General features: G+C 43.1%; 14 protein-coding genes and 1 pseudogene. 4 read left to right on the plus strand and 11 right to left on the minus strand.

The window, feature by feature from the left end; translation table 11 throughout:
* Positions 1–8: 8 nt before the first annotated feature.
* The 4 genes and pseudogenes from arcC to fdrA form a co-directional block, all read right to left on the minus strand.
* A complete protein-coding gene (arcC, locus tag DYE26_RS11970; protein WP_036624212.1) occupies positions 9–950 on the minus strand; it encodes a carbamate kinase in 942 nt (313 codons plus the stop codon).
* Positions 916–1,818 carry an oxamate carbamoyltransferase subunit AllH family protein gene (locus DYE26_RS11975; RefSeq protein ID WP_036624213.1) on the minus strand — a complete coding sequence of 301 codons (903 nt, stop codon included), beginning with the start codon at positions 1,816–1,818 and terminating at the stop codon, positions 916–918. The genes arcC and DYE26_RS11975 overlap by 35 nt, the downstream gene beginning before the upstream one ends.
* Positions 1,811–3,073, minus strand: a complete 1,263-nt coding sequence (locus DYE26_RS34180; protein WP_240534241.1) for a YlbE family protein — start codon at positions 3,071–3,073, stop codon at positions 1,811–1,813. Before DYE26_RS34180 ends, DYE26_RS11975 begins: the two co-directional genes overlap by 8 nt.
* 30 nt (positions 3,074–3,103) lie before the next feature.
* A pseudogene (gene fdrA, locus DYE26_RS34185) lies at positions 3,104–4,825 on the minus strand (acyl-CoA synthetase FdrA); the annotation flags it as partial.
* A 182-nt stretch (positions 4,826–5,007) separates the two neighbouring features.
* Between fdrA and DYE26_RS11985 the strand changes: the two are divergent.
* The 3 genes from DYE26_RS11985 to DYE26_RS11990 are packed head-to-tail and all read left to right on the plus strand — an operon-like array spanning position 5,008 to position 6,827.
* Positions 5,008–5,394, plus strand: coding sequence for an alpha/beta hydrolase (locus DYE26_RS11985; protein ID WP_036624216.1), 387 nt, complete (start codon positions 5,008–5,010; stop codon positions 5,392–5,394).
* A gap of 43 nt (positions 5,395–5,437) precedes the next feature.
* Positions 5,438–5,881, plus strand: a complete 444-nt coding sequence (locus DYE26_RS33135; RefSeq protein ID WP_127463419.1) for a hypothetical protein — start codon at positions 5,438–5,440, stop codon at positions 5,879–5,881.
* Between the two features lie 13 nt (positions 5,882–5,894).
* The gene (locus DYE26_RS11990; protein WP_036624217.1) at positions 5,895–6,827 is read left to right on the plus strand and encodes an AEC family transporter; all 933 of its coding nucleotides are present in this window, start codon (positions 5,895–5,897) and stop codon (positions 6,825–6,827) included.
* Between the two features lie 163 nt (positions 6,828–6,990).
* Here DYE26_RS11990 and allB read toward each other — a convergent pair whose 3' ends face one another.
* From allB to DYE26_RS34190, 4 genes are all read right to left on the minus strand, one after another.
* On the minus strand, positions 6,991–8,373 hold the full coding sequence (gene allB / locus DYE26_RS11995) for an allantoinase AllB (protein WP_036624219.1): 1,383 nt from the start codon (positions 8,371–8,373) through the stop codon (positions 6,991–6,993).
* Complete coding sequence (gene allW, locus DYE26_RS12000) at positions 8,370–9,881, minus strand: allantoin permease (RefSeq protein WP_036624220.1); 1,512 nt, start codon at positions 9,879–9,881, stop codon at positions 8,370–8,372. Before allW ends, allB begins: the two co-directional genes overlap by 4 nt.
* A 194-nt stretch (positions 9,882–10,075) precedes the next feature.
* On the minus strand, positions 10,076–10,936 hold the full coding sequence (locus tag DYE26_RS12005; protein WP_240534160.1) for a hydantoinase/carbamoylase family amidase: 861 nt from the start codon (positions 10,934–10,936) through the stop codon (positions 10,076–10,078).
* Positions 10,852–11,301 carry a hypothetical protein gene (locus tag DYE26_RS34190; protein ID WP_240534161.1) on the minus strand — a complete coding sequence of 150 codons (450 nt, stop codon included), beginning with the start codon at positions 11,299–11,301 and terminating at the stop codon, positions 10,852–10,854. The genes DYE26_RS12005 and DYE26_RS34190 overlap by 85 nt, the downstream gene beginning before the upstream one ends.
* A 336-nt stretch (positions 11,302–11,637) precedes the next feature.
* Here DYE26_RS34190 and DYE26_RS12010 point away from each other — a divergent pair, with 336 nt between their 5' ends.
* A complete protein-coding gene (locus DYE26_RS12010; protein ID WP_036624221.1) occupies positions 11,638–13,269 on the plus strand; it encodes a PucR family transcriptional regulator in 1,632 nt (543 codons plus the stop codon).
* 73 nt (positions 13,270–13,342) lie between these two features.
* Here DYE26_RS12010 and allD read toward each other — a convergent pair whose 3' ends face one another.
* The 3 genes from allD to DYE26_RS12025 form a co-directional block, all read right to left on the minus strand.
* Entirely contained in the window at positions 13,343–14,416 is a 1,074-nt protein-coding gene (gene allD / locus DYE26_RS12015) for an ureidoglycolate dehydrogenase (RefSeq protein WP_036624222.1), read from the minus strand.
* A gap of 24 nt (positions 14,417–14,440) precedes the next feature.
* The gene (gene allE, locus DYE26_RS12020) at positions 14,441–15,229 is read right to left on the minus strand and encodes a (S)-ureidoglycine aminohydrolase (protein ID WP_036624223.1); all 789 of its coding nucleotides are present in this window, start codon (positions 15,227–15,229) and stop codon (positions 14,441–14,443) included.
* 303 nt (positions 15,230–15,532) lie between these two features.
* Complete coding sequence (locus DYE26_RS12025; protein ID WP_036624224.1) at positions 15,533–15,877, minus strand: carboxymuconolactone decarboxylase family protein; 345 nt, start codon at positions 15,875–15,877, stop codon at positions 15,533–15,535.
* Between the last annotated feature and the right edge of the window lie 40 nt (positions 15,878–15,917).

The following is a 15,917-nucleotide window of genomic DNA, read 5'->3' on the forward strand; positions in this document are numbered from 1 at the left end:
TGGGTAATTTACCCTGCTAACACAACTGTGGCCGAGCCTCCGGCAAAAAGAGCATTAATATTGTCCAGTGAAGTAATAATCGCTTTGCCTTGCGGGCGGCTTTCTACAAAAGAAATGGCGGCTTCAACTTTGGGCAACATACTGCCCGGCGAAAATTGATTTTCATCAATCCATTTTTTTAATTGATCGACGGTGACCGCTTCTAATTTCTCCTGGTTGGGTTGATTGTAATTGACATAAACATGATCGACGCCTGTTAACATGAACAAATAATCGGCCTCGACAAGATTCGCCAGCTTCGCAGAGGCAAAGTCTTTATCGATGACGGCTTCGACTCCCTTATAACCATGTGCTACTTCTATTACGGGAATCCCCCCTCCGCCGGCCGAGATCGTGACATATCCGTTTTCGATCAGGGTTTTGATGATTGGGTACTCGACGATCGTTAGGGGTTTAGGGGAAGGCACAACTTTTCGATACCCTCGGCCCGCATCTTCCACATAGATTTCGCCCGTTTCAGCAGCTGCTTTTTCCGCTTCTTCCTGAGTGAAAAACGGTCCTATCGGCTTAGTGGGGTTGCTGAATGCCTGATCGTTTTCGTCAACGACGACTTGAGTCACAATCGATGCCACTTGATGGTGAAGTCCGGCTTCAACCATAGCTTCATTCATTGTGTTTTGCAGCCAGTAGCCTATACTCCCTTGAGTCATCGCCACACATGCATCGAGCGGTAAAGCCGGGTTTTTATCGGATTTAGCCAATGTTTGTTGCAACAACAAATTCCCGACTTGAGGCCCATTACCGTGGCTAATAATGAGCTGGTGTCCTTGCTTGATTAATTCGATTAATTGTTTGCTCGTATAACGCAAAGCTTCAATTTGTCCCTGAGGGGAAGGATCGTCGTTCAATATAGCGTTACCGCCCAACGCGATTACGATTCTTTTGCCCATAACTTCCTCCATTTGCTTGTTTTAAAAAAGTAAGAACACCTATTAAAGTGTCGTTTCCAGAGGTTGCGCCGTATGCTTGTATCTTTTTTATCGCCTCTGTTAGTTGCTGTTTATTTTCGGATTGAATCGCTTGACAAAGCTTTATCCACTGGGCATTTGCATACCCATCAAACAGAGCCTGATAGTACCCTCGACTCACATCTGTCGTTGAGCGATGCTGTAATTGCCGCTGCGTCATATCGGTTAAGAAAGTTCCGCTGCCGGTTATGCGCTCAAACAGGATCTGCCCTTGTAAAAAATCATCGCCGGCAGGCGTTAAGCCGACTCCCGCGCCGATCAAAGCTCGGACAGCTTCTTCAGATAAACAATTCGGTTCGTTAACGAAGTTTTCGTACAATGGTTTCAGCGGCGATGAAGCGAATCCGGATTGCTCCCAGATAACCGCTTCTTCAAGCAGATGCAATAAATCGCTTTTGTCCAGCTGCTCATGCGGCACGTACGGTATCGATAGATCCACGCTGTGGACCGACGGGATCGTCATCGTTGTCACCTGAGGCCGGGTGTAACAAATAAATATCAGGCTAAGTTTTTCTTCGGGTCGGGAAAAACTGCTGCTTATCTTTACCGGATCGCCGACAGATAGCCCTGCTTGGATAAGCTTGAAATCTGCAGCGTCGATCGCGAGTCCGATTGCCGATAAGCTCTCCAAATCTTTTCCGACGAACAATAAGCGATCTTTGTATGTTAGGTTGAATCCATTCGAAAAAATCGAATGGATTCGCGCAAGGATACTTCCTTTTTGCTGGATCATATGCTGCACGTACGGGCTGATATAAACTTTTTCGCATTTTATATTGCGTTTATTCATCTTCCACTTTGATGCCTAACGATTTGGCGTAAGCAACCAATGCTTTTTCAAAGCACACGAGAGGCGCTCTGACCGTACCCGCACCAATTTGACCGACACCGGCTTCCTTATGAGCAATACCTGTATTGATAATAGGCGTAATGCCGGTTTCTACAACCTTGCGGATATCAATCCCCAATGACGCGCCTTTGAAGTTCCAGTTCGGAATAGCCCAGGCCGGATTGTTCGTAATGGAAATGCGCTGCATCTCTTCCGAAATGGCCTGCGCATCGTTCAGTCCGCTTAATCCGACAAAACGTGTCACACCCGGCGCTGCGATCATAGCCATGCCGCCGACACCGACTGTTTCCGTTATGGCGCTGTCTCCGATATCCGGATTGGCCAGTTCTGCCGAATAGCCCGCAAAGTATAATCCGTCCGGCGTGTTCACGGGACCTGTAAACCATTCATCGCCCAAAGCGCTGATCCGAACCCCAAAGTTCTCCCCGTTGCGCGACATGGTCGTCACGACACAGCCTTCTTTTACTTTACGCGCGTAATCAACCATCGCTTTGCCTGTGGCCATCATAATATTCAGGAAAAATTGGTCGGTATTCGCCAAGAATTGAATCACGTCCGCTTTATCTTGTTCCTCCACGTCAAGTGTGACAATCGCAGGCGTAATTTCTTTTAGAAATACGAGTGACGCCGCGATGTTACGCTGGTGGAATTCATCTCCCATACCGATTGCCCGGGCGATCATGACGTTCAAGTTCAATCCTTCGCCGAACGTTCTTAAAGCCTGTCCCAATACCGGCCCCAGAACATCGCGCATCCATTTCAATCGTTGGATGACGTTTTCATTATTGGCGCCGAAACGAAGCACTTCACCGATACCTTCGTTCATAATGCAGTAGCCGGTTGTACCGTCCGCTTTATTTTCTACGATGAATACAGGAAAATTGGCGGAAGTGATTCCGCCCATCGGTCCTACTGCACCGACGTGGTGGCATGGGATAAATTTCACTTCATTGTTTTCCAATTGACGACGGGCGTCCTCATGATCCGCTGCCCATCCTTCGAATAACATAGCGCCGATTACAGAACCTTTCATAGGCCCGGTCATATTTTCATACTTGATCGGCGGTCCGGCATGAAGAATGACTTTTTCGCCGGTATTTAGTTCCGGAATAACTTCTTTGGCTGGACGCGCATCTACCAAGAAGGGTTGAGATTCCAACAATCGGCTAACGACTTTATCATTTGCCGCGTTGATTTCCGCTTCGCGTTTTTCCAGTTTATTCAAGATGCGAATTAACTTCTGATTGCCGCCGGCTTTTGGCCGCCATGAGAAATGTAAAGCTTGCCCATTAAATTGGATGATGGATTCGGTGAAGCTTTGAAGCCCGACATTAATTACTCTCGGTACGCTATTCAACAAATCCAGGACTTTCTCGCTTGGTTCTGGTACATCCATTTTCGCTTCCGTATATTCGACGCGGCCTTTATCGGCTACCTGCAGTTCATGTCCCATTAATTTCAAGGCAAGTCGAACGGCACGCGCATTGCTGCTTTCAACGATGACGCCGGCCTCTTTTAACGTTTGAACGGCTTGCGCATAATTTTGCGGATCATTGTCTGTTCCGACAACGCTGGCGATGACATACAGCTGGCGCCCTGTTTCTTTAGCTTCTTCCAAAGCCTTTTGGATACTCGGCGCCAGTGCGCCCGCCATATCCGGATGCGCTCCGTATCCCAACACCACATCGACCAAGATAATGCCGGTTGTTTGGTCTTTCAATACTTCCTTTAACTTATTTACTCTGACTTCCGGGTCGATCATCGGATGAGGCTTGCCTTGCGTATAGACATCGTCGCCCAAATCCATCACTTGAAATCCTTGCGTGTTTAAAATATAGCCTTCTTCGCCTTTAACATTGTTTAATCCGAGCGCATCGGAAATAAGGGTAGCGGCTTCGTTCGCCAACGTTCCGCCGGAATATAAGCCTTTTACGGTTTTGCCTGCCGGCAGCGGTTGATCGACCTGGAACTCAATCGGATCGTTGTAGTTCGCTTTGACTTCATCTCCATTGGCGATATCGACCGCAATTTTGGCGGCTTCTTCCAATGTATAGGCCAACGACACATTGCCGACGTGCGCTTCGGGTTTCTCGCCCAAAAACAGGGCAACGACCGGTTTGGATAACGATTGCAGCAGCTTCATGACGTGGTCGCGGACCTTTTTTGCCGGCGGTTTGGAAATAATGAGGATCACATCGGTCGGAGTGTGCTGCTCAAGAGCGACAACCGCATCAATCATCGTCCGCGCTTGAACGTCCTCCTTTAAGTCTCGTCCGCCTGTCCCGATCGCATGAACGACGCCGCCGCCCAGGCGATCGATGATCGTGGTGGCTTCCTGGATGCCCGTACCCGATGCGGCAACAATTCCGATATTCCCAGGATTGGTTACGTTAGTGAAAGCCAATGGAACACTTGATAATACGCCGGTGCCACAGTCTGGACCCATCAAGAGCAAGCCTTTTTCATGCGCTTTTTGTTTGAGGCGCACTTCATCTTCCAGGCTCACATTATCGCTGAACGAAAATACGTGTAACCCTAAATCCAAAGCTTTCTCAATCTCGTCGGCAGCATAGATGCCCGGAATGGAGAATAGGGCCAGGTTGGCGTCCGGCATCGCTTCTAAAGCATCTTTCCAATTGTCAACGCTTGATACCCCACTGTCCTTTTTCTTACCGGAAAGATCGCTTAAAAAGCGCTTTACTTCTTCAACAACCGAATCGAGCACATGCTGATCATCGGATTCGACAACAATCGCCATATCGTTAGCGCCTGCGGCTTCGACTTCGTCGGTGAATAGCCCAGCCGCTTTTAAAATATCTTTATTAGCGTCTGTTGCCATCATAACCTGACCTTGTTTAACGCCATCTAATTCATTAATGGAGTTTGTTAACAACATTAAATTGATCGAATCTTGATAATTATTTTTTTGAATTACGGAATACAACATAATACCCCTCCTTTTCACTTCATAAGTATAACCGCTTTCATAAGGTCGAAATATGAGCACTCTCTATAAAAACGCCTATATTTTTGTGCACTTTAAATAAAAGAGTCGAGGATGCTTTGTGATATATTAATAAATACAATCGTCAAACCAAATAAAAGTTTGTACAAAAGGTGCTGAGTGAATTGTTTGCCTATGAACGCATTACGATTCCGATTCATACGATTAACGAGCTGCAATTATATGGAACTTTTTATCGCGGAAGTAAAAATCAAACCTATAAAGGAACGATTCTTTACTTTCATGGGGGAGGATTGATTTTCGGTCACAGAGAAGATTTGCCCCCAAAATATATATCTCTATTAGCGGAAAACGGCTATGGCCTGCTCGCCCTGGATTATTTGCTTGCCCCTGAAAGTAAGCTGCCGGCTATTATGCAGGCTATACATCGTTCAATCGAATGGTTTATGAAAGAAGGGCTGCATACGTTAAAGATCGATCCTTCTAATTACTATGTAATGGGACGTTCTGCCGGGGGGGTATTTGGCTTTGTATCATGCTGTTCATGCTAGCGTTCGGCCTCGCGGGGTGATTGTGTTTTACGGATATTACACATTGAGCGATGCAAGCTTCACTGTACCTAGTCGACACTTCCTCAATTATCCGAAAGTATCGGATAAGATGATCCAGCAGTTGGCGGGAAATCGACCTATTAGCTCAGCGCCGACTGATCAACGCTATCCTCTCTACTTAGCAGCTCGTCAACGTGGGGATTGGCTCCGTGTTATCCTTGATGATATAGATCATCAAAGAACATATTCTTTAACAAAGGAACAATTGATGGGCTTACCGCCAACATTCATTACTGCGGCTCACCAAGATCCCGATGTATCTGTAAGACAATCAAAATGGCTGCATAAATATATACCGGAAAGCACACTTCATATCGTTGAATCAAATGAACATGACTTTGACCGAACTCATATCGATACTTTAGGAATAAACATATATACGGTATTAGTTGAATGGCTGAATAATCCCCAACAAAAATACAGTTGAAAGGAATTATTTGATGCAAATAGATTTTTTTCTAACTTTACAGAAAGTATTTGTTTTATTTCTACTAATTGTTATTGGATTTATTGCAGGTCGCGTAAATTTAATCTCCGAAAAAGGGCAAAAAGATATAACGCAGTTAGTTCTTTATATAACGATGCCGGCTACAATTTTTTCTGCCATGCAGCTTGAGATGAATCAAGAGCGACTGAACACGTCGTTTGTCATATTGGGAGTTTTGATCTTCTGCTATGTTGTTATGTTTATTGCAGGCTTTTTAGTCTCACGACGACTCTCCTTATCTAAAGGGCAAAAAGATATCTTCCAAACGGCATTATTACTATCCAATACATCGTTCATGGGGTATCCCATCATCCTAAGTCTACTAGGACCTGATGCCCTATTCTATGCCGTTGTTGGAGCTGGCTTTATATTTGAGATCGTATCGTGGTCAGTAGGCGTTTATTTAATCTCCCGCAATGGATCAGAGACTACAGGATTCAATTGGAAGAAAGTTCTCTTCAGTCCGGGAATCCTCTCAATTATCATTGGTTTGATTTTCTTTATTTTCCAGTGGTCAGTACCTGAACCACTTAACAGTGTGATTGATACAATGAGTCCTGCGACATCCCCCCTTGCAATGATAGTGATCGGACTGATGTTGTCACGCAGTAATATCAATGAGGCATTTAAGAATAAATACTTATATATAGCTGCTGCATTCAAACTACTCATCGTTCCATTTATTATAACAATGGTGCTTAAATTGTTTGGTCTGACTGGTCCGGCTCTAGTTATTCCGGCTATGATGATTTCAATGCCTACTGCCTCCTATGTGGCCATGTTCAGTAATAATTACGGTAATGATGCTAAATTTGCGAGTCAGATCGTATTCTTATCATCATTGATGTCAATGATCTCTATTCCTATAATTACATTATTATTCTAACTCATACTCCTCTTCCATAAGCTGATCGCTTTGAAAGAGGAGTATTTTCTTGATAGTTATCAACCTGAATTTCGAAAATTAGGTTCAATACAAGTTGACCCCGGAAAGCTAGATTTTCATCTACATTCCGGGGTCACGAACCATTACTAAACGATATTAGGTTTCATACATTTTTCGACTGTATTTTTACAAATTCTCCAGGAAAATCCTTTGTCACACCTTCTGCTTGGGAATAAATGACCTCACCTCGTAAAATCGTTATCGCAACTTGTGCACCAATCTCACGACCGATGTATGGGCTGATCTTGTTGCGGTATTCCAAGTCTTCTGCTTGTAATGTGTAAGGTGCATCTGGTTTGATTAATACAAAATCTGCATCTTTACCTACACTAATACGTCCTTTGTTATCGATCCCGAATCGATCAGCAACGTTTGTTGCAATGATTTCAGCAAATTGTTTTAATGACATCCCGCGTTTTTGGACGCCTTCATCGAATAGAACATCCACATTATTTTGCAATCCGGATATACCGCCCCATGCTTCAAAGGCGTTTTCTTTGTCTTTCAAGTCCGGTGTACATGGTGAATGGTCTGATGTAACAAAGGCAATATTGCCTGCTAATAATTGTTTCCACAAACCGTCCTGATTTTTCTTATCTCTGATTGGTGGTGAACATTTTACAACTGGACCAATCGCATCCAATTCTTCTGTTTCAAAGTATAGGTAATGCGTACATGTCTCACAAGTTACATCAACACCTTCTTGGCGCGCCTTCGCAACAGCTTCAACACCCTCTGGACAAGCAACGTGACAGATATGAATGCGGCAACCGGTTTCTTTTGCGAATAAGATGGCGCGTTGAATAGGTTCAACTTCTGTAAATACGGGCCGTGTTGCTACATAGGCTTTTAGTGTTGTTTCATTGTTTTTGTAAGCAATTTCTCCAAGTCGATCAGTGATCCGGGCATTTTCAGCATGAATAGACAATATTTTTCCTGTCTTAGCAACTTGTTTCATACCTTCATATAGAGAGTAGTCATCAACATTCATGAAGTCACCATCAATAGAACGATCTCCGCATGTCGCCATAAAACACTTATAAGCTATAACGCCGCCTTCATCTAATTCTTGGATACCACCTTCATCGACTGTGTAAGGAACCAGTCCGCCGTAAGAATATACATCGGATTTCAGTTTCCCTTTACCCGCCGCATATTTAATATTCAATGTCTCGCCATTTGTTGTAGCAGGAACTTGATTGAGCGGCATCTCTAAGAATGATGTTACACCACCCTTTGCTGCAGAAGCAGTCCCGGTAGAATAACCTTCCCATTCATCGCGATACCCGCCACCCGGTTCAGTGATGTGAACATGAGCATCGATCATACCAGGACTAACAATTAACCCTTCTGCATCTATTATCTTTGTTCCTTCAAGGTTAGATCCAATCGTAACGATCACGCCATTATTAACACCAATATCTGTTTGGATTTCTCCACTGTCTAGTATCACTAAACCATTCTTAATAACTAAATCATAACTCATTTAGCTTCCTCCTTTTTTTTATTATTTTCAATCCCCATACTTAATTCGTTGGATGATAACTTTGTTAAAACAAAATAAATAGTAAATGCAGACACAAACCCCGCTATCCAAGCAATATCAGAAAGCACGGATAATACCGGAATAAACTGCCCAATAAGTGATAAAATCAAACCTACTATGGTTGCTGTATACGCTTTACGATTAACTCCGTAATATATCCTTTTCACTGAACCGTCTTCAGCATCATAATATAGTTGATCTAAATCAATGACTTGGTTTTTCACAAAATAATAATGAGCAATCATTACACCTGCAACAGGTCCTAATAATGCACCGACCGCATTGAGAAAAGCAATAATCGCACTGCCATCAGCCATAAAACGCCATGGCATAATTAAGAAACTAATGACTCCAGCGATGATAACGCCCTTACGATAGTTGATCGATTTAGGAAACAGTGCTGTTAGTTGATAACCTGCAGGAATAATATTGCCCGTTGCATTGGTTGAAATCGTCGTCATCAAAAACACTAATGTGGTCAATAATATCGCAGGCACGTTATCCCATTGATTAATAAAATCCAATACTCCATTGCCTGAAGTTGGTGCACCATAATGAATCGTGCCGCCAATAATGATAATAACTGACATGATTGCAAAAATGAGATATCCTATAAATAAACTACCTGTCTGGCCAACGGTTTGGTCTTTTTGTGACTTAGCATTCTGGGTAAAGTCAGATACACTCACTCCTGGTGCCGCCCATACTGCTAATACTGAAGCAATGATGACAAGGTAACCAAAGACGGGATTTACGGCAGTTGTTTGAACTCCCTCGTATGAAAGAATATTGCCAATTCCTCCTCCAACATGGATTGCCCAAATCGTCATCCCGCCGAATACAATATAAATAATTGGGCTAAGTACTGCTGTAAACTTATTAAGGGTTCCACCTCCTCCAAGACCAATCGCCATATTCGCAATCCAAAATATGACGAAACTAATTAATTCCGGCACAGATATACCTAAGATATCCGCTCCGCCGCCAATCTCTAAATAGGTTGGCCACACTTTTCCAACCAGAATCGTTAAAGCTGCCGCCCCGGTATATGTTTGAACACCGAACCATGCGATCGCAGCTACGCACCCTCTTAGAAATCCTGGTAATTTCGCTCCTACGCTGCCGTAAATTGAACGCAAATGCATGGCAAAAGGAATCCCATATTTAGCCCCTGCCCGCCCATTAATAACCATGAATAATGCAACAGCCAATCCACTGAGAGTTATTGCAATGATTACATTTAATGATGACAGTCCCAATAACAAATAACCTGCAACCGCAGCATAGTTAGGAATGTTGTGAATCGAACCCATCCACAATGTAAAATAATTCAAAGTACTCATATTCCGCTTATTTGGAGTCTTGGGCAAAATATCCTCACTTTGATAGCCCCTCTGCCGGTATACTTCAATATCATCATTTGTAACCTGATAATCTAGATTCTCCAACTGTTTCCCCCCTTCAACATTCGCCAATTCAATAACCTATTTCCTACGGAACCGATAACTTCCAACAATGGTTACAAATTAATTGTAAGCGCTTATATTCATTAAAACATTGTCTACAATAGCTAAATTTATCAAAACAACTGGTTACTTTGATTAGACTTAACTTTCGTCTTCAGCGAGTTTTCTGTGATAAATCAATAGGCCAGTTTCTCAATGGCACCCGCCAAAACCTGAATACCAGGTACGATATCTACCGCTTCAGTATGTTCTCTAGGATTATGGCTAATCCCATCAATAGAAGGTACAAAGATCATAGCTGTTGGGACATAAGCTGCAAAAATCTGAGAATCATGTCCAGCCCCTGAATGCATCACTTCATAATTCAATTTGTTGTCTTTACATACAGATTCAATAATACGGATAATTTCAGGGTCCATAGGAACTGGTTTCTCATTCATCCAATGATCGATATGAATGTCGATACCCATTTGCCGCGCAATGTCTTTCATGTCTCTTTCAATTTCCTGCGTAAATCGATCTAATACGGCTTCTTCTGTATGACGACAATCCATAGAGAAGAGCGTCTCACCAGGAACGACATTCACTGTATTAGGCTTAGGCTCAACTTTACCGAACGTAAGAACGAGTGGATTGCCTTCTTTTTTCGCTTTATCGATACTTTGCGTAATGATTCGTGCCATACATTCAACCGTATCTTTTCGGTACTCCATCAATGTTGTACCAGCATGGTTGGCTTGTCCCTTAAGCGTGATATCATAGCGTTTCTGACCCACGATGGCATTCACGACACCAACTTGCTTATGCGTATTCTCTAGGAAATTACCTTGTTCGATATGTAATTCAATAAAAGCAGAAATCTTATTGTGCCTTGGTTTTCCTTCCAAGAAATTAAACCCGCTCTCATGCATTGCATCGACGAAGCTCACGCCTTGAGCATCCTTGATATGCTCTACATCATTACGGTCCGCAATGCCAAAGATATTTTTAGAACCCCAAAACGCATATGGGAAACGTGATCCTTCTTCTTCAGCCATCGAGATAATCTGCAGCGTTTTTTTAGGCTTTCCTTTTTTTTCAATAATTCCTTAATGGCTATATAACCTGCTATTATCCCAAGTTGTCCGTCTAAACGTCCACCCTTATCTACCGTATCAATATGAGATCCTGTCGCAATGATCTCTTCTGGGCTGTCAGTTCCTTCTAATGTCGCAAATAAGTTACCTACTTCATCAAATTCAACTGTCATGCCAAGTTCTTCGAATTTTTCCTTCAATGCATTTTGTGCTTCAAGCCACGATTTGCTATAAAGCAAACGCGTTGTTCCAGGACCTTGTCTATCTGATATCCCGGATATCCAATCCATCAAATCATCTACAGTTTGTGGTTCTAACTTTATCACCAAGATTCCCTCCTAATTTGACCTTCTCTAAACATAATTTGAACGGTTTTTCTAAAAATAGTATAATGATAACCGCTTTCACAATCACTGTTCATTTACACAAAAGGTTATTTATTTTTGTTGACTCTGTACAGCTGCGATTAATGTTTAAAAAGTCACATCTGTTTAACGGTGCCCAGGACGTGTGCCGTCAATAGCAAAAACCTGTTCGAATTCCTCTAAGTTATGTGCAGATTGAACAAGTCAAATAATATCTGTATACTAAATTGTACTTCCAGATGACTGTCGATTCTTTCATTCCGATCTTTATTTCATAGTTAAAGAAAGGATACGAATATGACTACGATTGCTGATATTTTAAATTTACCCCGCTATTCAGACCTAAGATTATTAACGAATGTTGGTCAGACCGACACCGACCAAACCGTTCAAAGTGTAGAGATTTCTGAAACACCCGATATTGAATACTATATTCCGAATGGTGTCTTGCTTTTAACAACGGCGATGAGCTATGCGGACGACCAACAAGGACTAATTTCTTTAATCGATTCTTTGATTCGCGCCAAAGCGGTGGGTTTAGGGATTAAGACTGGACGGTTCTTGGGTGAGATCGAGCCTCAAATTATTGAATATGCAGAGAAAGTTAATTTCCCGTTGATTGAAATTCCCAATAACTATTCGTTAGGCTCGCTATTGCATCAATTGTTAAATCAAATATGGGGAACGCGTTATGAAGAAATCTCTTTTGCCCTGGATATTCAAAAAAAATTTTTTAACTTACTGCTGCAAAATGCGACTAATCAAATTATTATCAACAAATTAAGCCAGATCGTTAAAACGCCGATTATTTTATTGAATCCATTCAAAGAAATTATGGAATATTCCAAACATTTCAATCATTCCAGCAATCCTGTGCAGCATTATGTGAATCAGATCATACAGAAAATTCACGAAACAAATAAAGAGGACGATTCATTTATTATCCATAGTCCAAAAGGGCATGAAATTCAGATCTCGCTTGTTCCGATTCAAGTCCATTCTCACTTTCCGCATTATTTGGTTGTGGTTAATCCCGAACAAATTCCTTATCCGATCTCCAGTTTTGCGATTGACCAGGCGGCTATGGTATTATCGTTTGTTTTATTCAAAAACGAAAAAGTATCGGAATCTCAACAGTCGATTGCAACCGAATATTTCAAAGAACTGATTGATTACCATTCCAGTTCGGATCCGTCCGTACGTTCCTTTGAATTAAACATGAAATACGGTTACTTATTGTCCGATTATTATCAAGTTGTTCACGTTTTTAGCCAAGCGGCTTTAGAAGATACGGCGCCTAGTCTCAATCAGGAGGAACGATTAATATTAGCCTCGCAATGGTTGCAAAAACATATTCCGGATTACTTCACGAACGGCTTGGTGTTGTTCTTTAGTGTTACAAAAGAGACTATCATTTTAATCCAACGCGAAGCCCCGGATCTGGACGAAAAATTATTGGCTATTCGTACCCAGCTCAATGACAGTCTGAATATAGAGTTGATTTTTAGTATCGGAAACCCGTATACAGATTGGAAACGCATTAACCAATCCTACATTGAAGCAAAGCTGGTGTTCGACGAACGTAAAAGCAAGCTGCAAACTCAGCCGATTATCCATTATAAGGATAAAGGGATGGTTCAGTTGTTCCATCATCTTGAAAAAAATGATGTTCGATTTTTCTGCGAGAATATATTAAAAGATTTTGCTTATCCGAAAGACCCTGCCCTAATCGAACTACGCAAAACGTTATCGGTATACTTAGGCGCACAATGCGAAATTGCCAGCGCAGCCTCCACTTTATTCGTGCATCGCAATACGGTCAAATACCGTATTCTTCGCTGCGAAGAAATACTCGGTCACGCCGTCAATTCGCCCAGTCATTCACTGAATTTACGCCTCGCGCTCGCGCTCAGCGAAGAAGATCTTTAAACAAAAAAGCATTGAAGCTTGAATCATCAACAAGCCTTCACGATTCAAGCTTCAATGCTTATATCTATTTAAATTAATTTGCAAAAGCGCCGAGTCCTTCATAACGATTGTAATGAATGTCGTCTGACTCAAGGTAGCTAATAATCGATTCGGGAATCTCTACCCCTTCTTGCAAGTTTTTCGCGTAACGTTCATGACTGCCTTGTCCCGGGTACTGAACGTAGTCAAAGCCGATTGCGGGTCTAATCTCATTCAATTCTTTCATCGTACGCGAAATAGATTGTTTGAACAGTTCAAGACCGACAAAACGCTCGGGATCAATAATAATATAAAGCTGTCCAAGATTTCGCCCTTCATGCAAATTCCGATACATCGAGCTAACCTCTTTGCCAAACGGCAGTCCAAGCAATATCCCGGATAAAATGTCTACCATCATCATGAGGCCGTAGCCTTTCGGTCCGGCAATAGGCAGCAATCCGTTCACTTTATTCGGATCTGTTGTCGGAGCGCCGTTTTTATCCACTGCCCAGGTATCCGGAATCGATTTGCCTTTGGAACGCGCATCGAGAATTTTACCCCATGCTTGTACCGTTGTGGCCATATCAAAGATTAACGGGTCCGCTCCGTTACTCGGCACGCCAAATGCGATTGGATTGGTTCCGTAATAGGTTTCCGCACCGCCATACGGTACAACCATTGGATCGGATTGACACATCGAGATCCCGATTAAATTGGCTTCGGCAATTTTACGCACATAATAGGACAGCGTTCCCGTATGACCCACTCTCGATACGCCGACAACCGCTACGCCGCTTTCTTTTGCCATCTTTATGGCTGGGGCCAATGCTTCGTTGGCTGCATAATGACCTTGAGCATTCTCACCGTGGAAGATCGCGGAGCTTGGACCCGTTTGTTTAAACGAAAACTCGGGATGAATATTGATGCCGCCTTTGTGAATACGCTCTGCGTAATATTCAACGCGCACAGCTCCGTGAGAATGGATGCCGCATAAGTCGGCATATACTAAATGATTAGCCGTTTCCGCGGCTTGCTCTTCTTTCAAACCCGCTTTGATAAGCTTGTTTTTGATTAATATGTGCAAATGTTCCCCGCTAACTTTTACTACTTCTTCTTCAACATTCGACACTCTTTATAGCTCCTTTCTCAACACTTATACACCCGGGTTGCGATTCGCGTCTTTGGAGTATACGTAAGCTAAATGCTCCTTGCGGTCTGTCGAATAAGCGGCTTGCGGGGTATAAGCGGCCATAAAGATATAGTCGCCTTTCTCAACCGGATACCAATTGTTGTCCAGATTATACATCCCTTTACCGGACAATAAATAAGCGCCGTGCTCTTGATAATGGGTTTCTACATAACCGTGACTGGCAGCAGGAGCAAAGTCTAAAATATGCATATTCATATCGAATCCTAAATCATCGGCAGGCAATAAATTCCAGAATAATACATCTTCCATACCTTCATAATGAATAGGCGTAAGATCCGCGCGGTTGCCTACCACTTTATAAGCTTCATGCCCTTCTAACGGCTCGTATTTGCGTTGGTACAAGAAAGCTTCCGTTGTTTCAGTCTGTCCATTTTCGAAATACATTTTTTCGTTTACAGGGAAGAAAGCATAACCTCCCTCTGTTAATTCATGCGTTTCATTGCTATCGCTTACATTTAACTTTCCGGATATTACATAAACAAACGTTTCAATCCCTTCGCCGCCAAAGCCCAACTCATTTTTTCCGCCTTCTAAAAATTCGGCGATAAAGTCGGAGAAGCTGGCTCCGATTCTGGGAGAACCCAAAATGCTGATTCGCGTATTCTCAAATCCCGGGACAACGTTATTCACTAAACCATCATGCGGCAAAATGGCGTAGTTGTTTTTTTTAACGACTGCACGCGATGTCAATACACCGTCAAGATAGCCGACGTTACTATTTTTATAACCCATATTTGATCGATTCCCTTCCATGAATAGTATGACAGTCAACAGCACTGTTTCAATTCATTGTAAACGCTTATTCAGTATGAAACTAGTTTCAAAAGCTACAATTCTCGCTGCAAAGTTGTTGATGATGAACAAAGAAATCCGGTATCTCACACAAAATTCGAGGTATGGATGCATCTTCTATCAAGGGCAGTCTTCCTTCGAAGCCCTCTTCCAGAACGCGCACGATGGCGCCTTCCCGGCAAGTATAGCAAAAAAGGGACCCTCCAAGGTGTGATCCATCACCTGAAAGGTCCCTTTCCTCCGTTACTGCACAGGCGGCGAGGACAAAGCCTGCTGCACGCGGGTTACCCCCTGCGACAGCGCGTTTCCGGCCAAAGCCGCGGAAGCCACGGCGACCGTTTCCAAAATTTCCGCATCGGTCGCTCCCTTTGACTTCGCCTCCTCGGCATGGTAGAACGTACAGATTTCGTTATTCGTGGACAAAGCGATCCCGAGCGCGATCAGCTGCTTCGTTTTGGCGTCCAGCTCGCCGTCCCCAAGGCTTGCTCCGGTAAACGCGTGATAAGCTTCCGTGATGCCCGGCAGGAAATCGCCGTATCGGCCGATCTCGTCTTTGTACGCTTTGATTTTCTCGCTCACGAGCGACATGGGCTTAAGCATCCTTTCCTGTAATGTAGAGGATAGTCAA

Origin of the sequence: Paenibacillus macerans (genome assembly GCF_900454495.1) — a bacterium.
Lineage (GTDB): Bacteria > Bacillota > Bacilli > Paenibacillales > Paenibacillaceae > Fontibacillus > Fontibacillus macerans.